Annotated in this window: 22 protein-coding genes; 11 read left to right on the plus strand and 11 right to left on the minus strand. The window is 46.7% G+C overall.

What is annotated here, in order from left to right; all coding sequences use genetic code 11:
- Positions 1–153: 153 nt before the first annotated feature.
- Complete coding sequence (locus QUB16_RS04350; protein ID WP_333314281.1) at positions 154–498, plus strand: hypothetical protein; 345 nt, start codon at positions 154–156, stop codon at positions 496–498.
- Positions 499–502: 4 nt separating this feature from the next.
- Complete coding sequence (locus QUB16_RS04355) at positions 503–892, plus strand: hypothetical protein (RefSeq protein ID WP_333314283.1); 390 nt, start codon at positions 503–505, stop codon at positions 890–892.
- 18 nt (positions 893–910) lie between these two features.
- On the opposite strand, the gene QUB16_RS04360 is transcribed toward QUB16_RS04355, so the two are convergent.
- The 7 genes from QUB16_RS04360 to QUB16_RS04385 form a co-directional block, all read right to left on the minus strand.
- Entirely contained in the window at positions 911–1,156 is a 246-nt protein-coding gene (locus QUB16_RS04360) for a hypothetical protein (protein WP_333314285.1), read from the minus strand.
- 84 nt (positions 1,157–1,240) lie between these two features.
- A complete protein-coding gene (locus tag QUB16_RS04365) occupies positions 1,241–1,627 on the minus strand; it encodes a type II toxin-antitoxin system VapC family toxin (RefSeq protein ID WP_333314287.1) in 387 nt (128 codons plus the stop codon).
- Positions 1,624–1,860: a type II toxin-antitoxin system VapB family antitoxin gene (gene vapB / locus QUB16_RS04370; RefSeq protein WP_333314289.1), complete on the minus strand. Its 237-nt coding sequence runs from the start codon at positions 1,858–1,860 to the stop codon at positions 1,624–1,626. Before vapB ends, QUB16_RS04365 begins: the two co-directional genes overlap by 4 nt.
- A 73-nt stretch (positions 1,861–1,933) precedes the next feature.
- Positions 1,934–2,230, minus strand: a complete 297-nt coding sequence (locus tag QUB16_RS04375) for a helix-turn-helix domain-containing protein (RefSeq protein ID WP_445251093.1) — start codon at positions 2,228–2,230, stop codon at positions 1,934–1,936.
- Positions 2,227–2,421 carry a type II toxin-antitoxin system RelE/ParE family toxin gene (locus QUB16_RS33480; RefSeq protein ID WP_445251094.1) on the minus strand — a complete coding sequence of 65 codons (195 nt, stop codon included), beginning with the start codon at positions 2,419–2,421 and terminating at the stop codon, positions 2,227–2,229. The genes QUB16_RS04375 and QUB16_RS33480 overlap by 4 nt, the downstream gene beginning before the upstream one ends.
- Positions 2,387–2,962 carry an RNA-guided endonuclease TnpB family protein gene (locus tag QUB16_RS04380; RefSeq protein WP_333206800.1) on the minus strand — a complete coding sequence of 192 codons (576 nt, stop codon included), beginning with the start codon at positions 2,960–2,962 and terminating at the stop codon, positions 2,387–2,389. Before QUB16_RS04380 ends, QUB16_RS33480 begins: the two co-directional genes overlap by 35 nt.
- Entirely contained in the window at positions 2,892–3,512 is a 621-nt protein-coding gene (locus QUB16_RS04385; RefSeq protein WP_333314382.1) for a transposase, read from the minus strand. The genes QUB16_RS04380 and QUB16_RS04385 overlap by 71 nt, the downstream gene beginning before the upstream one ends.
- A gap of 41 nt (positions 3,513–3,553) precedes the next feature.
- Here QUB16_RS04385 and QUB16_RS04390 point away from each other — a divergent pair, with 41 nt between their 5' ends.
- Positions 3,554–3,694 carry a hypothetical protein gene (locus tag QUB16_RS04390; RefSeq protein WP_333301139.1) on the plus strand — a complete coding sequence of 47 codons (141 nt, stop codon included), beginning with the start codon at positions 3,554–3,556 and terminating at the stop codon, positions 3,692–3,694.
- 85 nt (positions 3,695–3,779) lie between these two features.
- Here the strand turns inward: QUB16_RS04390 and QUB16_RS04395 are convergent, their stop codons facing one another.
- Positions 3,780–7,172, minus strand: a complete 3,393-nt coding sequence (locus tag QUB16_RS04395; protein WP_333314293.1) for a DNA methyltransferase — start codon at positions 7,170–7,172, stop codon at positions 3,780–3,782.
- Positions 7,173–7,226: 54 nt separating this feature from the next.
- Between QUB16_RS04395 and QUB16_RS04400 the strand changes: the two genes are divergently transcribed.
- Both QUB16_RS04400 and QUB16_RS04405 read left to right on the plus strand, forming a co-directional pair.
- Positions 7,227–7,727, plus strand: coding sequence for a RusA family crossover junction endodeoxyribonuclease (locus QUB16_RS04400; protein WP_333314294.1), 501 nt, complete (start codon positions 7,227–7,229; stop codon positions 7,725–7,727).
- A 405-nt stretch (positions 7,728–8,132) separates the two neighbouring features.
- Positions 8,133–8,807 (plus strand): hypothetical protein, encoded by a 675-nt coding sequence (locus QUB16_RS04405; protein ID WP_333314296.1) that lies wholly within the window; start codon positions 8,133–8,135, stop codon positions 8,805–8,807.
- Positions 8,808–8,876: 69 nt separating this feature from the next.
- On the opposite strand, the gene cphA is transcribed toward QUB16_RS04405, so the two are convergent.
- Positions 8,877–11,597, minus strand: a complete 2,721-nt coding sequence (gene cphA / locus QUB16_RS04410; protein WP_333314298.1) for a cyanophycin synthetase — start codon at positions 11,595–11,597, stop codon at positions 8,877–8,879.
- Positions 11,598–11,934: 337 nt separating this feature from the next.
- On the minus strand, positions 11,935–12,828 hold the full coding sequence (locus QUB16_RS04415; protein WP_333107830.1) for a cyanophycinase: 894 nt from the start codon (positions 12,826–12,828) through the stop codon (positions 11,935–11,937).
- A 332-nt stretch (positions 12,829–13,160) separates the two neighbouring features.
- Between QUB16_RS04415 and trmD the strand changes: the two genes are divergently transcribed.
- From trmD to larB, 6 genes are all read left to right on the plus strand, one after another.
- The gene (gene trmD, locus QUB16_RS04420) at positions 13,161–13,856 is read left to right on the plus strand and encodes a tRNA (guanosine(37)-N1)-methyltransferase TrmD (protein WP_333314300.1); all 696 of its coding nucleotides are present in this window, start codon (positions 13,161–13,163) and stop codon (positions 13,854–13,856) included.
- A 524-nt stretch (positions 13,857–14,380) separates the two neighbouring features.
- On the plus strand, positions 14,381–14,860 hold the full coding sequence (gene ispF / locus QUB16_RS04425) for a 2-C-methyl-D-erythritol 2,4-cyclodiphosphate synthase (protein ID WP_333211506.1): 480 nt from the start codon (positions 14,381–14,383) through the stop codon (positions 14,858–14,860).
- 44 nt (positions 14,861–14,904) lie between these two features.
- Positions 14,905–15,450: a hypothetical protein gene (locus tag QUB16_RS04430; RefSeq protein ID WP_333314301.1), complete on the plus strand. Its 546-nt coding sequence runs from the start codon at positions 14,905–14,907 to the stop codon at positions 15,448–15,450.
- Positions 15,428–16,018 carry a PIN domain-containing protein gene (locus tag QUB16_RS04435; RefSeq protein WP_333314302.1) on the plus strand — a complete coding sequence of 197 codons (591 nt, stop codon included), beginning with the start codon at positions 15,428–15,430 and terminating at the stop codon, positions 16,016–16,018. Before QUB16_RS04430 ends, QUB16_RS04435 begins: the two co-directional genes overlap by 23 nt.
- A 295-nt stretch (positions 16,019–16,313) precedes the next feature.
- The gene (locus QUB16_RS04440) at positions 16,314–18,074 is read left to right on the plus strand and encodes an ABC transporter substrate-binding protein (RefSeq protein WP_333314304.1); all 1,761 of its coding nucleotides are present in this window, start codon (positions 16,314–16,316) and stop codon (positions 18,072–18,074) included.
- Positions 18,075–18,239: 165 nt separating this feature from the next.
- On the plus strand, positions 18,240–19,019 hold the full coding sequence (gene larB / locus QUB16_RS04445; RefSeq protein WP_333314305.1) for a nickel pincer cofactor biosynthesis protein LarB: 780 nt from the start codon (positions 18,240–18,242) through the stop codon (positions 19,017–19,019).
- 286 nt (positions 19,020–19,305) lie between these two features.
- Here the strand turns inward: larB and QUB16_RS04450 are convergent.
- Positions 19,306–20,637 (minus strand): calcium-binding protein (locus tag QUB16_RS04450; protein ID WP_333314307.1); only part of this gene is annotated, 1,332 nt, incomplete at its 5' end.

A 20,637-nucleotide genomic window follows, 5' to 3' on the forward strand; every position in this document is an offset into this window, starting at 1 on the left:
TCGGAATGATTTAACCACAGAGTACGCAGAGAACACAGAGGAAGAGATGAGAGAGATGAATCATTCCGATTAAGAGTGGATTTGATGTAAAAGGCGATCGATCTTTTTCTAATAAAGCTATAATCAATAATATCCTCTGGAATGAGAGTGATAATGCCAGACGAATCATCTGTAGATCCTTATTTAAATCGACTGTTTGAAGACTATTCCAACACTGAAGTTATCGAACTACAGCAATATCTGTCTGAATGGGATAGAGGAACTTATCGAACTGTGGCCCAAAGTGTGTTAGACCATTCACAAAGAAAAGGATTTGATCCACTCAAATATTTGCGTAAAGCACACAACTTCAACACCAGAGGTGCTGTAAGAGTTCCTCGCACGGGATCTCGGCAGGATGGAGCCGCTGTTTACCGAAAGGGCAATGAGTTTTTAATTGTGCGACCTGACCAGTATGGTGTTGAGAAAATCGTGACTTATGGCATTAATGAGGAATAGCGATATGGCACAAGTTCCGAACAAATTAGCGATTCAACAAGATATTATTGTGCAACTTTTGGCACAGTTGAGGGTTGACTATCAAAACACTAAATTAGAGCGCAAAGAGATATCTCAGAGGTATCTTGGTTCTGAGGAAGATTTTTCGTTTCTGGAGGATCTGGAGTTAGTAACAGTAAGTATTCGCGGTTATGCTAGTCAGATTGAGGAGCGCGCAGAGGTTGAGAATCGCGAGCAAGCGATCGCAGACTTACATCAGCTTCGGGTGTTCGATCGTTCTGCGATCGCTCAGTTTTATGATGAGACGCGATCGGGCTATCTTCAAATGCGGTCTTATATCCGAATGCTAGACTATTTGCGGTTGCTGGTTTTGGAGTATTTGCAAATGGAATAGAGATCCAGATAAGTTAGTTTACCAGACACCGTAGCCACCTCGACGATCGGCAATTTCTTGCTCTAACTCAACTTCATTGAGGAGTTTCATACCGTTGGCGATCGCCCGTTGGCGAAGTTTCCACAAGGTTTGACCGAGTTGTGTTTTGGGGGTAAATTCAGGTGAAGATTTGAGCGCTAGAGCTTGGGTAAAGTGAAGGACTTTTGCGCGATCGGCGGGGGCAAGTTCGCGCCAGTATTGTAGGAGGATTTCTTGGGGAGGCATGGAAACTTTTTGGGAGTAATTATATAATTTATTTTACTCTTTTACAATCGATCTGGTCAATGCCATTGGCGATAATAATCTAGTTTATAACCATAGTCTTTGAACAGCATAAGCATCAAACACTTCATCACGGCTGACTAAAACTAAAGCATGATTAATGGATTGGGCAATTAAAATGCGATCGAATGGATCGCGATGGTGGAATGGTAGATTGCGAACCAGTACAGTATCCGCAAAGGAAATTGGCAGTAATAAGATGCCAGCAGCAGGTAACTGAGGTTCGATGTCTGCATAGTCTGCTTGCAGTGTCAATTTACCAATGCTGATTTTGATGGCAATTTCCCAAAGACTGGCAATACTCAAATAGACTATATCGGCGGCTTCAATCTGCTCCTTCAAGGTAACTGATAGGTTAGGAGCATTTTCTGAAAACCAAATAAAAGTGTGAGTATCGAGGAGCAATGCACTCATTCCATATACTCCTGCAAATCCTCTAATGGTGCATCAAAATCATCAGCAAGCGGTAAGACAAACGTGCCTTTCATCATCCCGGCTTGACGTTTCTTTTGAGGAGGATTTACGGCAACCTCATTATTTGCATTATTTGCATATTTTGCGGCCAAGAATTCTACATAGTGCAAAACTTCCTGTTTCAGGGAATCTGGCAACTTGACCAGGGTTTCTAGGATGGTGGTTTCTAGCATTAGATAACCTCTTGCTGGATAAGCTCATGATAACAAGCGCAAAGCAAAACTTACCGATGTCTCTAATCTCGCTCTAAGCTACCTTGGGACAAATTTCGATTTTGACAGTCATGCCTACTTGGTTTAGCATTGCGATCAGAGTATCAACCGAGAATTCCCCAATTTTACCTTGAGTTAGAGCTTTGATTTGGTCGTTTGACTGTTGGAGATGTTGAGCAGTTTGGTCGATCGTCCAACGGTGATGTTTTATCTGATTAAGCAGGGCGAGCATGAGTTGCGATCTGATTAGTAAGTTATCAGCTTCTTCTGCTGAAAATCCCAGATCGAGAAAGATATTATCGGTTGCTTGGGTAATAGTATTTTCACTCATGGTTGTGGTTCTCTTGAATTTAAACGATTTTGTAACAACTGTTGGTAGCGTTTCTGTCCAATTTCGATATTTTTCTTGGCTGTCTTCTGAGTTTTCTTTTGGAAAGCATGAAGAACTTGACATACTCCCCTGCCTAAAGGCGAAGGGATTCTAAGCTCAGACAGCAATTGCAGGCATAGCCTGTCTAACATCACCTAACTTAGCGGTTGATGCCCCAACCACACAAATATTTATCGCCGCGTTCTCGTCTCTGTCGTTCACCCTTTGACAGGACGGACAGCGCCATTCACGAACTGACAAATCCAACTCTTTCAGAACCTGTCCACAATGCGAGCAAGTCTTACTAGATGGATACCAACGGTCGATGAAAACTACTTCTTTTCCTTTCTTTTTGGCAACCCATTCGAGAATTTGGAGAAATTCGCCGAATGCAATGTCTGAAATTTTACGTCCCCAAAGTCGTTGCATTCCTTTTAGATTCAACGTCTCAAAGCACAGCACGTCGAACTTATCAGTTAGTTCGTGAGCCAATTTCCAGAACCAATCAGAGCGACGATTCACTACGGCTTCATGTTTGCGAACTAGATTAAGTCTTGCTCTTTCTCGGTTCGCTGAGCCTTTCCGTTTTTGGGAATGCTGACGATTTGCTTTCTTAATAGCGTTAAGGGACTGTTTCAGGAATTGCGGTGATTCGATTTTTGTTCCATCTGAGCAGGTGAGAAACGTTTTCAAGCCGAAATCTTGCGCCAGCGATTCTACTCGTCTCGACTTTGGTTTCAGGTTCTTCAACGCTGTCAACGACCACAACCATAAATAGCTCTCCTAATGTCGTGCGTTTAATGGTTAACGTCTTAACCTTCCCTTCTCTCTCTCTGGAATTCCAATACTGATAAACGCGATTCCCAATCTTAATTCGATTGCCGCCTAATAATTTGTAGCCAGCTTGCTTGAGAGTGAACGATTTGTATCTGCGAACTTTCTTGAATCCGGGAGGTCTAACTCCTTTCTTGTGATGCTTAAAGAACAGTTGATAGGCTTTCTCAATGCGTTGACAGATATCCTGTACAGCCTGAGATCCAACCTGTTGCCAGAATGCTTTACGCTTTCTGAGTTTGGCGATATGACTTTGAAGTTTGCTGCAATTCAAGTGCTTACCCCACATCCGGTAGTACCGTTTGTGAAGTGCAATGCAATGGTTATAAATCACTCCGGCAGCATTGATACTTTGCTTGAGGTGTTTATTTTGGTTGCTTTGATATAGCTTGAACTTCAATGTTTTCATGCTAACTATGATAACATAATAGGTAGCAATTGGGTAGCCAAATGGTCAGAGAAAGATTAAGTATTCGCATTGTCGTGAGTCGGCTAGAGAAGTTGCGGAGAATTGCCAAACAGAAAGAAAAAACAATGACCCAACTTGTAGAAGACTGGATTGATAAACTTAAAGAGGAAAAGCCGTCCTAGAAGGACGGGGCTTTAAACCCAGTTTTCCGGTAAGGGCGATCGCCTTCAAACCCCCTAGCGTAAGCTACAAGTTTTTGCAATTCCATCAGGTTGGGAGATACCAATATTGCACGCCACCTTCATTATGACTGAGCAAAATCCCCAAATCTTCCAAGCTTTCTAGACAGTCGAGAATGACTTTTTGTTTGCGGCTGGCTGCTTTGAAATGGGCGGTGACTTGGGCGGCTGTCCATTCGCCGCTTTGGGTGCGGAATAAGTCGCGGATGGCCCAAAGTTGCTCTTTGAGGGTTTTGGGGAAAGGTTGTTGTTCCGTGGGGGCGATCGAGGTTTCGGTTTCGGTGGTGATACCTGCAAGGGATGGTTGCACGTAGGTTTCGCCTGGGGCTTGGTAGTCGGGACGCAGCCAGCGAATCAGTCCGTTGCGTTCTTCTTGGGCGCGTTGGGCGTTGAGGGTGACGAGGTTTTCCAGGATTTGGTCGTCGGTGAGGGTGGGTTCCCAACCATAGGTGGCAAATACGGCGGCATCGAGTTCGTCGTGGATTTGTTTGAGGGTGGAGACGAGGGCTTTTTGGTTGAAGGCTTTGTCTTTGTCGTTGAGGGGTTCGCCTTGGCGGAGTTTTTCGAGGAGGTTGTACATCCCGGTGATGGTGACTTCGGGGTGAGTGGTTTGGACTCGTTTGCGGTGGCTGTCGAGGCGTTCTCCGAGTTCTCGGATGGTTTGTTTTTGGGTGTCCGTGGGGTCGGGGAAGGGGAAAGGGTCGAAGCAAGTAGTTTTTGAGTAAACAGGGCGATCCTCTAAAGTACCACCTGCAATAAGTGCCCACGTAAGATGTACACTGCTAGATAAAACTCCTAAATAATAAGCATCATCTGAAGCAATGACAGCGAGTTTTACATCGGGTAATATATCTTCAGCAAGAAAAGTGAATACACGGTGTTTTGCTGTTTCAACGGTGGCAATATAACGCTCAAGACCTTCAATAGCTTTGCGTAACTGGGATCTTGGTTCAGCAAAAATCCACCAGCTATCTCGATAAGCTTTTCTCTTCTGAACTGCTCTAAATGGAAAAACTTCATCCCTAATTCGTTGATAAATTCTTGGATAAAAATCTTGAACCTGTTTCTCAGTTAACCCATATAAATCAACTACTTTAAGGCTTCGGGGTTTATCAGTAATATCTTTACCTTTGTAGAGAAGTTTGATTATTTTTTTTGCATCTGGTTCTAAGTGAAGCAGTAGCTTGAGTTCCTCGGCAGACAGGAAGAAACCTTCACCAAGTATTGTTACTCCCTTATTGCACACACCTAGGTTTGAAGCTAATGGAGCAACCTCGGAAGAGTTAAATCCAACCCTCAAATTAGAATAAATACATCCTTTTTTTTCTTTAAAAATAACATCATTCATCCCTTCTTTATTGAAGCATTCATATATAATTTTGGCAAGTAAACCCTCTTTGATGCCAGCAACAGCAACCGTCATTGCAATTCTTACTGCTGCACCATCATCGCTAATGACCCAAGGATGATCGGAAATTGCAAAAATAATAGAAATTTGATTCAGATACTTATCTAAAACTCTGCGGTTAAATATTTGCGTGATACTATTAGTTGTAATAAAGCCAAATGATTGAAGTTTTCCTTGCGTAAGAAGATAAGCAGCTTTATTCCACCAAAACATCACAAAATCACAGGCTGTGAGTGAATCGATATAAACTTTTCTTAGAGAACTAACATATTCATCTCCTAATATGTTATTCATACGCTTATCTACTATAAATGGAGGATTACTCACAACATAATCTGCCTCCTGCCACTCTGCGGGGCGTGCATTAATATACCGATAAATGGGAATCTGATCGCTCGCATCGGGAATATCTTCTCCCGTCACCGGACTCTTCATCATCCGTCCGCCCCAGCGAGTTCTCACCTTCCCCGCCGCATCCACATCCGGTGCCCTCCCGTCATAGGCCAACACCGCATCCCGGCATTCAATATTGTTGTACTCCCGCAGCACCGGTTCGATCGGCGGAATGGCGCCAAACCGCCGAAAATGCCACTGCAAATACCCAATCCAAATCACCAAATCCGCGATCGCCGCCGCCCTAGGATTGATCTCAATTCCCAAAAACTGACTCGGATTAACTTGAGCAATATCTAACCGCAACTGCGCCGATCCGGTGACATCCTCCAAGCGCCGCAACACCTCCGATTCCAACCCCTTCAACAAATCCAACGTCACATACAGAAAATTACCCGATCCGCAGGCCGGATCGAGAATCTTCACCTGTTGTAACTGCGTCAGAAATGCTTCTAAAACTGATCTCGCCTTTTTCCTTTGATTTGCAGTCGGTTCCGATTCCCCCGCGTTGAGCAACTGTTTAACCTCCGCTTGTACCGCAATCCAGCGATCGCCCAAAGGTTCCATCACCACAGGCTTTACCAACCGTTCCACATACGATCGCGGCGTATAATGAGCCCCCAACTTACTCCGTTCCCTCGAATCCAGCGCCCTTTCCAACAACGTCCCAAAAATCGCCGGTTCCACATTGCACCAATCCCGCTTCGCCGCCTGCAACAAAACTTCCAACTGCGCCTTTGTCAGCGCAAACGCCTGCGACTCGGCAAACAATCCGCCATTAAACCGCAACAGTTTGCCATGAAAGCCAAAACTCGTTCCCTCATTCATCGCCTCCCACAGCGCCTCTACCTCCGGCTTAAACGTCTTCGGATTGAGAATCCATCGCGTTTCCAGCGCCTGCGTAAACAAATGTTCTTTCAACAACCCCACATCCTCAGCAAACATGGTGAAAATACAGCGCATCAAAAACTGGGCGACTTGCTGCGGATCGACATTCGCCTCCATCCGCTTCGCCAACTCTGCCAAATCCGCCGCCACTTCCCGCGTCACCCGCGCCGCAATTTTCTCTGGATTGCGCTGCTGCGGATTGCTAAAAATATCGACAAACAAATCGAAAACATCGGCTTTCTGCAACTCAATTAGCCCAATTTCTCGCCGCGCCCCATAGCCGCCATAATCGCCGCTAAACCCCATCCATAATTCAAAATGATCGCCAATATCGCAAGTTAACAAAAACGGCGGTTTGCTGCTGAGACTGCGGGTATAGGCAACTGCCTGCACAAACGCTTTTTCCATCTCTCGCAAATAGGTATTTGTCCCCCGCTTGGCCGTTCCCTTTTTGCTCGTTGTTCCGCCCTGTTTTGCCTCGATTAAAAAATGCTCGGCTTTGTAAAAGTCAATAAACCCCGGAGTTACTTTGCCGCTGGGGTGAAAAATTTTGACATCTTTATCAAAGCAGTAGGGATCGTTGGGAATTCTGCCTTTATCAAAAGGGCGATCGACTCCCAGCGCCTCGCACATTTCCGCAAAAAACAACTGGTAGTTTGCCCGTTCGTTACCGCTAGAACCTGCCCAGCGCGTGATGAATGTTTCGACTCGCGTGCGATCGGCCTCATTCATGCTTGAATCCCTGCTGCTTGCTTTTTCCTGATTCTATACTTCGATCGGTTTGAATTGGCGATTTATCTTGCGATTTTGGTTGGAAACTCCTGGCACCGATTACCCAGTGGGCGGCAGTTAAGAGGTAAAATAATCCCCAATCTTCTATTTAGAAACACTTTGGCGAGATTTGAGTTCATAGTAGATGGCCCACCAGTATCACAACAAGCTCGTAGGCGAGCTCTTCTTAAAGCTTGGAAAGTGACAGTGAGGCAAGAGGCTGAAAAATACTGGTCTTCGGAGCAGAAAACAGCTACTGGCCTAGTGATGCTTCAGATAACTTATTTCTACGATTCTGTTAAAATCGATGTAGACAACATAGTAAAGCCAATTCAAGATGCAATTATCGGGCTAGCCTATGTCGATGACGATCAAGTAACTGATGTTCTAGTCCGCAAGAGGAATTTATCAACTAACTTTAAAGTAGAAAATATGACCTCGATTCTAGCGGAAGGATTTGCCCGTGGTAGTCAGGAACCTCAGCCTAAAGGCATGAGGCTTGAAGGAGAAATCTAACAAGCCGTTCTGACCAGCCTAAGTCTTAACTGGCTACGTTTTTTGAGTCACGACACCGGGAGAATGCGAAGCTAGTTCCCTGCTCTGTCGCTGGTAGTTAAACAGTCTTAAGGTCACTGAGACAGTGCTACGGGCCTAACAAGCTCATTAAACCTTGGCGAAGCTAACTTTACCCCGCAAGGGAGGCTCGAAAGAGCAAAACACTATGCGTACAGGGCTCTTAAGTTTGAGGCGGTAATTGTCCCGTTGAAAGTGCAACACAAAAGCACACTCCCGCCAACCAGTCCCAAGGCGGTAGTAAATCAAAAATGTAAAGCCGTCCTAAAAGGACGGGGTTTCTACCCATTTTTCTGATGAATTCTTGCACATTGTCGTAATTGATGCTCCTGACAAAGAGGTACTGACATGATCGCAACCCCAAGTGCAAACATAGAAAGAGAGCAACTGCTGAAACTAGCAGAGGAGTATCGTGAGAAAGGTTATGAAATTTCATTTCATCCAAACTCTGAAGATTTACCGGACTTCCTTAAAAGCTATCGCCCGGATCTGATAGTGCGCCGGGGCGAAGAATCGGTGGTTATTGCAGTCAAGTCACGCGCTTCACTCAAGTCACCCTCTACTACATATCTACGTAATTTAGCCCAAGCAGTAGCAGAAAATCCCGGCTGGAGGTTTGAGTTAGTGATGACTAACTCGGAGGATGCAGTCGATATTTCCCAAGCTGAGGATTCTTTTCAAGAGCATGAAATAGAGTTGGGTTTGCAAGTCGCCAAGCAACTTGTAACACAACATCTAGAGTCAGCAATGCTATATTGTTGGTCTTTAGTTGAGGCAACTTTGAGGATTGTTGCCCATAAAGAAGAGCTAAGTTTGCAAAGATTAGAACCGCTGTATTTAGTGAAACAACTGACGGTTGAGGGCGTGATTTCTAAATCCGAATATCAGTTATTAATGAATGCGCTTTCTTTGCGGAACGCTATTGCTCATGGGTTTAAAACTACACAACTTACGCAAAATTCTGTGTGCGAACTGATTGAGGTTACAGAGAAAATATTGAAAGATAATACGGCGGTTGTCTAAAGCAAAAAGGTTGGGTTTTCTTTCGTTAACCCAACCTATTAATAATGTAATGAAATCAAACTTCAGAGTTTAGCCTTGATTCACCACAGTCGGTTTTAAACTTTCCTGTGACTTCGATCGATCTAAACTATTTTGAACTTCCACAGATTCCTTAATCGGTTTCCGGGCTTCAATTAAACTCAGAGCTTTGTTCACGCTTTCAGGTAAAATCACTACCAAACTGCCGGCCGGCGCCTCATCTAAAGCTTTGTTAACAGCCGTTGTTTCGTCGAGAATCAACTCGTATTCAACTTGAGATTTCTTTGCGGTTCCTGCAGAAATCGCCTCGGCAATTCCCTGGCAAATTAACTTTGCCACCGTACCGGGTTCTCGGCCGCGCCTGTCAATATCTTCTTTGACAATGATACGATCGAACATCTCGGCCGAAAGTTTGCCCAGCGTGACAAAATCTTCATCTCGTCGGTCTCCGGGCGCGCCGACTACCCCGATCCGCAGTCCCGGCCAATTCAGCACGAAACTGCCCAAAGCTTTGTAGCTGTGGGGGTTGTGGGCGTAGTCGAGTAAAGCGTGATAGCTGCCCAATTTAAACAAATTCATCCGTCCGGGAGTTTGACCCACCGATGCTTGGAAGCTTGACAAAGCAGCGCGAATATCTTCTATTTTCAATCCTTGGGCAAAAGCTGCCAAACAAGCTGCTAAAGCATTGGCAATCATAAACGGCGCGCGCCCGCCCATCGTCAGCGGCACGTTCACAGCCTGCTCAATTCTCAGCGTCCAATCGCCTTTTAAGATCGACAAGTACCCGTTTTCGTAAATCGCTGCCAGCCCGCCCGCCGCGGTATGTTTGGCAACCAGTTCGTTGTCCGGGTTCATGGAAAAATATGCAATTTGAGCCTTGACACGCTGCGCCATTTGTGATACTAGCGGGTCGTCTGCATTCAAAACTGCATAGCCTTTGGGCATTACCGACTCGACGAGGACGCTCTTGAGTTTGGCCAGTTGTTCCACGGTGTCGATGTCGCCAATGCCCAAGTGATCGGCTGCGACGTTCAAGACGACGCCGACATCGCACTGATCGAAGCCGAGGCCCGATCGCAAAATTCCGCCTCTGGCAGTTTCCAACACGGCCACTTCCACCGTCGGGTCAGACAAAATCAATTGAGCACTCTGCGGCCCGGTATTGTCTCCGGTTTCGACCAAATAATCGCCAATGTAAGTGCCGTCGGTAGTCGTGTATCCAGTAATCTGACCGGTCTGCTTGACAATGTGGGCTAGCAGGCGAGTGGTTGTCGTTTTGCCGTTGGTTCCCGTTACCGCTAAAATCGGCACCCGGCTGGGTTGAGGTGAGGGGAAAAGCATATCGAAGACGGCGCCGGCGACGTTGCGGGGTAAACCCTGACTCGGGGCGACGTGCATTCTGAAACCCGGTGCTGCGTTGACTTCAACGATGACGCCGTTGACATCGCGCAGGGGTTGGGAGATGTCGGGAGTTACTACGTCAATGCCGGCGATGTCCAAACCGATAATTTTGGCTACTCTGGAAAACAGCCAGACGTTTTCTGGGTGGATTTCGTCGGTGCGATCGACTGCAATTCCACCGGTACTCAAGTTTGCTGTCGCCCGCAAAAATACTCTTTCGCCGGCGGGCACTACGGAGTCCATCGCGTATCCTTGTTTTTGCAGCAAATCCAGGGACAATTTGTCGATCGTGATCCGGGTGAGTACGTTGTCGTGTCCGTCTCCTCGCTGCGGGTCGCGGTTTACTTCTTCAATAAGCTGTTCTACTGTAGACTTGCCGTTGCCCACGACGTTAGCGGGGACTCGTTCTGCGACTGCTACGACTTGCCCGTTGACTACCAATACTCTGTGGTCGCGGCCGGTGTAATAGCGCTCGACAATGACGCTTTTTGTTTTTGATGCCGCGCTGGCTAAGTCGTAGCCTTCTTCTGCTGCTTCCCAGGAGTTGATGTCGATCGTAATGCCGCGGCCGTGGTTGCCGTCTAGGGGTTTGAGGACGATCGGATAACCGCCGACATCTTCGATCGCCCCGCGCAGTTCGTCCAAATAATGAATCACCGTTCCTCTGGGAACAGGCACGCCGGCGCTGCCGAGGATATTTTTGGTACCTTCCTTGTCGCAGGCCAGTTCTACCCCCAAAACTCCCGTGCGGTTGCTCAGAGTTGCCTGAATCCGCTTTTGGTGAACCCCGTAGCCGAGTTGAATCATAAACCGGGCGTTCAAAGGTATCCAAGGAATGCCGCGCGCTTCTGCTTCCTTGATCAGTGTTTCCGTGCTCGGCCCTAGTGCCGCCGACCCAGCAAACTCTCTCAGGTCTCTCAAATCTTGGACTAATTCTGCTGCTGGATAAGTGCCCGTATCGGCAATGCTTTGGCACATCCGCACGCCCGCCCGGGCTGCATAGCGACCTGCTTGTTCGTTTTGATACTCGATTACTACTTGGTAAATGCCTGGGGTCGCAGTCTCGCGGGTGCGACCGAACCCGACTGGCATTCCTGCCATTTCCTGAAGTTCTAGGGCGACGTGTTCGATTACGTGTCCCATCATTGTGCCTTCTCTGACCCGTTGCAGGAATCCTCCCTGATGGCCTGGAGAACAGTGATGGTCGTTCAAACTCGGAAGTGCGGCGATCAACCCTTCGTAGAATCCAGGAATTTCCGCTGTGGTTTTATCTGCCCACTCCTCTAAATCCAGACGCATCAGGACGAGTTTCTGGCGTCGGATGCTCCAGTAGTTGGGGCCGCGTAAGGTCTGGATTTTAAGTATTTTCATGGCAGTTAGAGGGGTATGGGGCGCGAAATCTTATAGATAATTGGAGCATTTATTCAATTTCGATCTAGATTGCTCGATAGACTGTTCGCAGCGAACAGTTTGGGAGTGAATTTCCAGTTATGGGCTACCCAATTGAAAATTTATGCCCTGCGATCGGCTAAAAACAAGTACAGGTACATGGCTAGCAAAAACTCCAAGCCCGAAGCTAGAATTTTCTGTGGTTCGGCCTCCTGGGGTCAGACCGTGGCTGCTTCGGAATCTATTCTATTGTGGTATCCATGATTCGGCCGGAATGCCGCCTAATTTCTGCCGAATCAATGACAAGAGATGTTCTACGTTAGTTGGCTGTGCGGCATTCGGGGGGCCAGCCAGACTCGGAACACGCTCCCGATGGCATTGGTTTGCCTAGGGGCATATTGTAGCAATCTCCGTGACACAGGACGTGCAAGCGCATATTGAACAGGCTTAAGGGTTCTGTCGCTCCTACCATAGACTCATTGGTATAAAAATTTTCCCTAGAATCAACAATAGTCACAGTGCCTTTACCGAGAATTTTCATAGTATCGTCTCCCTCAAACAAGGCGCAGGTGTCTTCGTCAATACCAATAGCGAGGCGATCGGGATGGCAAGCCACAGCCGACAGCAAGCGAGCCATGCGGTTGCGGTTGTGAAAATGCTGATCTACGATGATCTCAGGAATAATGTTAAGTCCGTTTGCCATGTCTACTAAAGAGCGGTTCGGCGGGGCACCACTCCCACCGCCGGCAATCATGTGATATCCCATCACCGCAGCACCCGCGCTGGTGCCAGCGAGGGTAATCTTGCCTTCGAGAGTTTCTTTGCGAATTTTCTCCATCAGCGGGGTGTCCGCCAGCAGCCCACAAAGCCGCAGTTGGTCGCCGCCTGTGATGAATACGCCCGTACAGTCTTCTAAGTAATCTTTCCAGACGGGGTTTTCGCCTTGTTCGCGTTCGCGGATGTCCACTACTTTGACTGCGCTAACGCCCATTTCGTCAAATATTGTGCGGTAGCGGTTGCTAATTCCTTCGGGATCTCGCGAAGCGCAGGGAACGATCGCCAGCCGAGCGTTTGCACCCCCAGCACGGCAAAAAAAGGTGTTCAGAATCTCTCGCCCGTGAACTTTGTCTTCGGCTCCCCCGATGACCATAATCGAGGTTTTTGTGCGCTGGGGAATATTGTGTTCAAGGGCTTGAGATGTCAACTGCTGCATGGTGTGTCTTCCTCTGTTGGATGTGAAATTCAATTTTGCCGTGGCTGTGCGTAGAATAGGGCTTTTTAAGAATAAATATTTGTTGGTGCGAGCGAGGTGCGATCGGCGATCGCGCTATCCCGCAGTTGTTTGGGGGCGAGTTTACTTGCAGTCGCTGTCATGAAAAACAGATTATTTTTGTACAAAACCGGCCCGCCGACACAGGAAGAGAATTTAACTTGCCAAAATTTTCAGAAATTATAAGAAATTATAAAGAATAAAGCAATTACTGAAAACTGAACTCCCTCTAAAGGTCAAACTAGAGGTGATGTATCAATGAAATTCCAATAATTGTGCGATTTGACGTTGTTACCCTATTTCCAGAATTTTTCCGGGCTCCCCTAGAGTCGGGACTGATGGGCAAAGCCTTAGCTAAAAAGATTGCTGAGGTGAATTTTGTCAATCCCCGCGATTTTACCACAGACAAACACCAGCGAGTCGATGATGAGCCTTACGGGGGCGGAGTGGGGATGCTGATGAAACCGGAACCGATTTTTGCTGCGGTGGAGTCGCTGCCGGTTTTGCCGAGGCGGGAGGTGATTTTGCTGACTCCCCAGGGGGAACCGATGCAGCAGTCGATGTTTCGGGAGTTGGCGGCAGATCGCGATCAGTTGGTGTTGATTTGCGGTCATTATGAAGGTGTGGACGATCGAGTCCTGCATTTGGTAACTCGCGAGGTGTCTTTGGGGGATTTTGTACTCACGGGGGGGGAAATTCCGGCTTTGGCTTTGATTAATGGAGTTTTGCGATTGCTGCGGGGAACTGTGGCGAAGGAAGATTCGCTGAAGTTTGAGAGTTTTGAGGACGGACTTTTGGATTATCCGCAGTACACTCGACCGGCGGATTTTCGGGGATTGAAGGTGCCCGACGTGTTGCTGTCGGGTAATCACGCAGAAATTGCTCGCTGGCGCAGGGAACAGCAAATTGAAAGAACGCGCCAAAGGCGATCGGATTTGTACGATCGGTGGTTGCAGGAGAGGGAAGAATAGGAGAAAGGGCGATCGCACGACTGGTCAATCGATTTTAGATTTTAGATTTTCGATTTTCGATTGATCCCACGGATAAATGCGGGGGCTTGAGGATTTTAGATTTTCGATTTTGGATTGATTCCACGGATAAATCACGTGGCGCGTACCACCTTTGAAATTCGTGGTCAGAAACCGGGTTTTTTGCGGTAATACTTCGTTGTCGTCCACAGATTCGGTAAAAAACCCGGTTTCTTTGGTCTTGATGCGTCCAAAACCGTATATTTAAAAGCCTAATAAATTTTGGATTCGCGTTTGTAAGTCTTTGAGTTCAGGAGAGTGATCGAGAAGTCCCCATAATTTTCTAGCGTTTCCAGCATTAACCCTTCTCTCCCCCCTCCAGCCGCTTTAGGATTGCCATAGCTGCTAAGGAAATCAGCAAAAAAAAATATTTAACACTCGGCTCGGCATTAAAAAATAAATTCACTGATCTCCCTAAAAATATGAAATAATTGTCTTCTACTATACTTCCCAAACCTTCCTTTTACATGAACATCCGCATCGGCAACGGTTACGACATTCACTGCTTAGTTCCCGATCGCCCTCTCATCCTAGGCGGTGTCAATATTCCTCACGAATTAGGATTACTCGGCCACAGCGACGCCGACGTACTTACTCACGCTATCATGGATGCCATGCTCGGAGCTCTCAGCTTAGGAGATATCGGGCTGTATTTCCCTCCAACTGACCCGAAATGGAAGGGTGCGGATAGTCTCGTATTGCTGGCACAAGTCAATCAGTTAATATTAGATAAAGGCTGGGAAATCGGCAATATTGATTCGGTGGTAGTGGCAGAACGTCCAAAGCTGAAACCGCATATTGAGCAAATGCGCGATCGGCTTTCTACTGTCCTACAATTAAAACCTGACCAAATCGGCATCAAAGCTACTACCAACGAAAAGTTAGGCCCTGTGGGGAGAGAAGAAGGAATTGCAGCCTATGCTGTAGTTTTGTTAGTGCTAAAATAGTTGTCAGGTTATGAAAATTTTCTACTTATTTAGGAGTCGAATTTATGCTCGCCGAAGACTTGGAAATCACAACACCGATCGACGTTGACATCATAGCTCTCGATAAGGACGATCGCGTAGTCGTGCTAATCGAGGTCAAAATTATTCAAGCTCAAGAAAAAGCAGCAAAGCAGAGGATTGCTGACTACATGATATCTTGGATGAAAGCTGTGTTAGCAAAGATGTCCGAGCAGCGCACCATCATTCCCTATGCTATGTTTGTTGACACCGAACAAATTCTGATTTTCAAATGGGACGGAGTAAACTTATCTGAACCTGTTTGTTCTCTAAACACTGGTGAAATACTTCGCCATTATCAGCCAGAATTTGGTAGCCAACAGATATTTGAGTCTTACTTAGAGACTCTAATCGAAGCGTGGCTGCGAGACTTAGCATATCAATGGAAATCGGAGATGCCGCCAGCATCAGAACAGATAACAATAATTGGCTTGTTAGAAAGGCTGGCTGGTGGAACAACAAAATCAGGAGTGCAACTTGGCAATTTTGTATATCGAGACAAACTTTTTGATGAGTATTGCGACCGGGCGTGAGCCTCAAGCAAGTATGTTGCTGACGCAAACGCCAGCATCCGTACAGTTGACAATACCCAGTATTTGCTATATGGAATCTTTCTCTGCTTTAGAGGACGAAGTGAAGCGAAACAACTATTTCAAACAGCAACTTGACAATCAAATCAGCGAGGCTAATCGAGATTTAACCTCACAGCACGCCCGGTCTCTATTTTTAAACTTAGGTGAGTCTAGAATCGACTATGAAAGACGACTCTCTGATATAAATTTGCGTCTGCGCCAAGCTATGGAGCAGTTATCTCAAAAAGGTGAAATGATTGTCTTAACTGCTAATGTTATTCAAGAAAGCTTGAATAACATTATCATTGCTCAAGACCCAACAGACAATTTGATTCTACACTGTATCCTGAGTCATGCCCGCTTGCACCCCACAGCTCCCAAAGTATTTTTAAGCGGCAACGTTAGAGAATTTCGCAAACTACCGGAAGTTCAAGATGCTTTGCGGGAAGTAGGGATAACCAAGTATTTTTCGCGCACTGAAGACTTTCTCGGTTGGTTACAATCTCAGTCAACCAATTTTAGATTTTAGATTTTAGATTTTAGATTCATCCCACGGATGAATCCGGGGGCTTGTTAGGAATGATGCGGAGCTTTTTAAAGTCTCTACGGATGAATCCAGGGGCTTGTGAGCATAAGCTAATACGCATTTAAATTGCATGGGGAAATAAATTTTCCTTCTTGTGGGGTGGGCCGAAGAGCCCGCCCTCAACATACAATTTAAATGCACAACAGCTTATTACTTTCGGTCATTGGTTATTTGTTATTGGTGATTGGTTCCTCGTAGTTGCACGCAGATGGTATAGTAAAAAATTATGAAAATTTCTATGATGCTACATTCAAGACTGCGCTGTCTGGCGATTTTACTGGTGGCAATTGCCACTATAACTCTGTCTGCGTGCACTCCAGCCCGATCGAACTTAGCAAACAGACTCATCGTTCCCACCCCCAGCGGCCCGGCCACCTTCAACTACCCGCTGAATCAATCTGCATACAGCGTCTTTGGCTATATGTACGAAGGACTGATCAACGAAAACGGCTTGACATCGAAGCTAGAACCCGGTTTAGCAGAGTCCTGGGAAGTCTCCAAAGATGGCAAAAAAATCGTCTTCACGCTGCGAGAAAATTTGAAATGGTCAGACGGCGCACCCCTGACTACTGATGACATTATCTTTAGCTATGAAAAGATTTATTTCAATGACAAAATTCCTAGCGGTTTGAAAGATACTCTGAGAGTTGGGATGAGTCGCGAATTCCCAAAAGTTAAAAAAATTGACAGCCGCCGCGTTGAATTTTCCGTTGCAGAACCCTTTGCTCCATTTATTAGATATGCTGGGGGAATCCCAATTTTACCAGCTCATATTTTACAGGAAGCTGTCGAAAATACAGATGCAGACGGCAACCCTAAATACCTGACTACTTGGGGCACGGATACCGATCCTAAAAAAATTGTCGGCAACGGTCAGTACCGAATGCTGAGTTATACTCCTAATCAGCGCGTTGTTTTGGAAAAAAATCCCTATTTTTGGCGCAAAGATGCTGAGGGAAATGTCCAGCCTTACATCCAGCAAATTGTTTGGCAAATTATCGAAAATACTGATAATCAATTGCTGAATTTTCGATCGGGCGATTTGGATACTCTGAACGTGGAACCGGAAGTGTTTCCCCTGCTGAAACGGGAGGAAAAACGCGGCAAATATACGGTCTTTAACGGCGGGCCGGATACTGGCAGCGTGTTTATGTGTTTCAATCTGAATAAGGGGCGCAATGCTCAAAATCAGCCGTTTGTAGACCCAATTAAGTCTCGGTGGTTCGCGAGTAAGGAATTTCGGCAGGCGATCGCCTACGGCATCAACCGATCCGCCATGACTAACAATATCTATCGCGGACTGGGCGCGCCGCTGCATTCCCCAATTCCGGCGCAAAGCCCGTTCTACCTGTCCCCAGAAGAGGGATTGAAAACTTACAGTTACGATCGGCAAAAAGCCAAAGAGTTACTGTTAAGTGCTGGTTTCAAGTATAATAGTAACGAGGAATTGTTGGATGCTGAAGGCAACAAAGTCCGATTTACGTTGTTGATGGCTGCGGGAAAAAAAGTGCGGGAACAAATGGCAACGCAAATTAAGCAAGATTTGGGCAAACTGGGAATGCAAATTGATACGCAGTTCCTGAGTTTTAACACTTATGTGGAAAAGCTGCGCTTGACTCGAAATTGGGATACTTACCTCGGCGGTTTTACCGGAGGTACTGAACCGCACAGCGGCTACAATATTTGGTCTGTTAACGGCACACTGCACAGTTTCAACCAGGGCCCGCAGCCGGGAGAACCGCCGATTAAGGGTTGGAAAGTTGACGATTGGGAGCAAAAAATCGATGACCTTTACGTGAAAGCTTCCCAGGAGCTTGATGAGGCGAAGCGCAAAGAAATTTACGGCCAGACGCAGCAGATTATCGCGGAACAAGTGCCTTTTGTTTATATGGTAAATCCGCTGACTTTTGAGGCTGTGCGCGATCGCGTTTCGGGAATTCGCTACAGTGCCCTCGGCGGTGCTTTCTGGAATTTGTACGAACTGAAAATAACAGAATAGTCAGTCGATTTTAGATTTTAGATTTTAGATTTTAGATTTCATTTAGTCTAAAGATGAATCTGGGAACTTGAACAAGAGTCTAAAATTGTGCCATCGCGATTTAAGTTGGGGGCTTGTATCCGTTTTTGGGCAGGTCATTAGTTAGCAGTCATTTGTTATTAGTTTATGGAACCTAAAATTTTACAGCAGTTACTCGAATCAGTGGCCGCAGGCGATGTGAGTCCGATCGCAGCTTTGGATAAATTAAAGCATTTTGACTTTGAACAAGTCGGCGATTTTGCCAAAATTGACCACCACCGCACTTTAAGAACGGGTTTTCCTGAAGTAATTTGGGGCCCAGGGAAAACGCCAGACCAAATTGTTGAAATTATCGACGCGATGCGCGGGCGAAATTCGGCGGTGATGGCGACACGAATCGAACCGGAAGTTTTCGAGCAACTGCAACAAAAAATACCCGATTTGTGCTACTACCAAAAGGCTCGGATTTGTGCAATTTCTCCTAATTCCCCAACTCCGCAGCATCCGGGTACTGTGACTATTATCAGTGCGGGAACGGCGGATTTACCTGTAGCGGAAGAGGCGGCAATTACTGCGGAACTTTGCGGTTTTCAGGTGCGACGTTTGTGGGATGTCGGAGTTGCCGGCATTCACCGCTTGCTGAGCAACCGGCACGTGATTACTGATGCTGATGTGTTGATTGCGGTTGCTGGTATGGAAGGTGCTTTGGCTAGTGTGGTTGCGGGTTTGGCAGATTGTCCGGTGATTGCTGTGCCGACAAGTGTTGGTTATGGTGCGAGTTTTGGCGGGATTGCGCCTCTTTTAACTATGCTCAATTCTTGTGCGGCTGGTGTTGGTGTGGTGAATATTGATAACGGGTTTGGTGCGGCGATTTTGGCTTGTCAAATTCTCAGAACTGCTGGTAAAGTAGGGAAAATTAACAAATAGACCTCGACCGTATTTATTGTGGAACAGGCATCCTGCCTGTTCAAGACTTGCTTTTCTGGAAAAATCTAATGATATCAATTCCGGTTGCATCGGAATTAATATCACCCGAAATCAGGACACGGCAGTGCCGTGTCCCTACAATCGATCGTGGTAGGGACACGGCAGTGCCGTGTCCGACCTATCATTCCGGCGCAGCCGGAATTGATATGAAAAGCCGCTATACCCGTAATTTGTGGCGAGATCCCTTAATTCACTACCAAGGGATCTCGTACTTTTCATTATTTCCCTAAATCAGCCGGAAATTAGCCGATGTAATCGCATTAGCACTCACTCCAATCATTACACCTAACTCCTCTCCTGTCAAGAGGTTTTTGATGAGAGATCCCTGAGTATTTTGAGTTATTCCCAACTGGCTAAAGCTCAAACCTCCGGTTAGTGCGATCGCATCAGTACCGAGGGTAAAATCAGCGATGATCTCAAATCCTTGACCTGCTTTTAAGACAAAGATATCGTTACCGCTACCTCCGATCAAACTATCATTTCCCAAATCTCCGTAAAGGATATCATCACCTTGACCACCAGTGAGAGTATCATTATCTTCCCCTCCATAAAGAGTATCATTTCCTTCGCACCCTCCCAGGATATCTGCTGCTTCGTTACCGCTGATAAAATCATCACCATCCCCGCCGCAGATAGTATCCGCACCCAGACTTCCAAACAGGTAGTCATCACCTTCACTACCAAGGATTATGTCATTCCCTTTGCCTCCGAATAAGGTGTCATTTCCCTTGCCACCATCAATAAAGTCATCATTTCTGTTACCATAAACAATGTCATCACCTTCGCGGCCATTTATAGAGTCATTGCCTTGGCCTCCGAAGATTAAATCATTGCCCAAGTCGCCCAGAATAATGTCGTTTCCTTCATCTCCAAATAGGATGTCATCACCTTTGCCACCGCTGATAAAATCATTACCTGTGTTGCCGTTGAATATGTCGCGACTCTCGCCCCCATATAAGTTATCATTCCCCGATTTGGCATCCAATATATTGCCGTTGTTGCTGCCGAGAAATTCATCATTTTGGGCAGTGCCTATTTGAATGGACGATACACCGAGTATGGTGTTTTCAACTGAATTCGGTTGGTTTAAGTTGGGATAGGCAATGTCATCGCAGATGCAGTCATCGTTGGGGATGTTATTGGTTGTTGGTGTTGGCGTTACTTCGGGCGTTGGTGTCGGTGTTTCCGCTGTTGTTGGTGTTGGCGTTTCTGCGGGCGCAGGTGCTGGTGCGGGTGCGGGTGCGGGTGCGGGTGTTGGTGCGGGTGTTGGTGCGGGTGTTGGTGCGGGTGTTGGTGCGGGTGTTGGTGTTTCTGCGGGCGCAGGTGCTGGTGTTGGTGCGGGTGTTGGTGTTTCCGCAGGTGTTGGTGCGGGTGTTGGTGCGGGTGCTGGTGTTGGTGCGGGTGTTGGTGCCGGTGCCGGTGCGGGTGTGGGTGCAGGTGCAGGTGCAGGTGCGGGTGCGGTGTCGTTATCAGTATTAGTGACTGCGACATCATCCGCATTAACACCGCTGTAATTGGTATCGGTACTGGTAGCAGCAGCGGTGACAATGTTGTAGGC

Source organism: Microcoleus sp. D3_18a_C4 (assembly GCF_036702415.1).
Taxonomy (GTDB): Bacteria; Cyanobacteriota; Cyanobacteriia; order Cyanobacteriales; family Microcoleaceae; genus Microcoleus.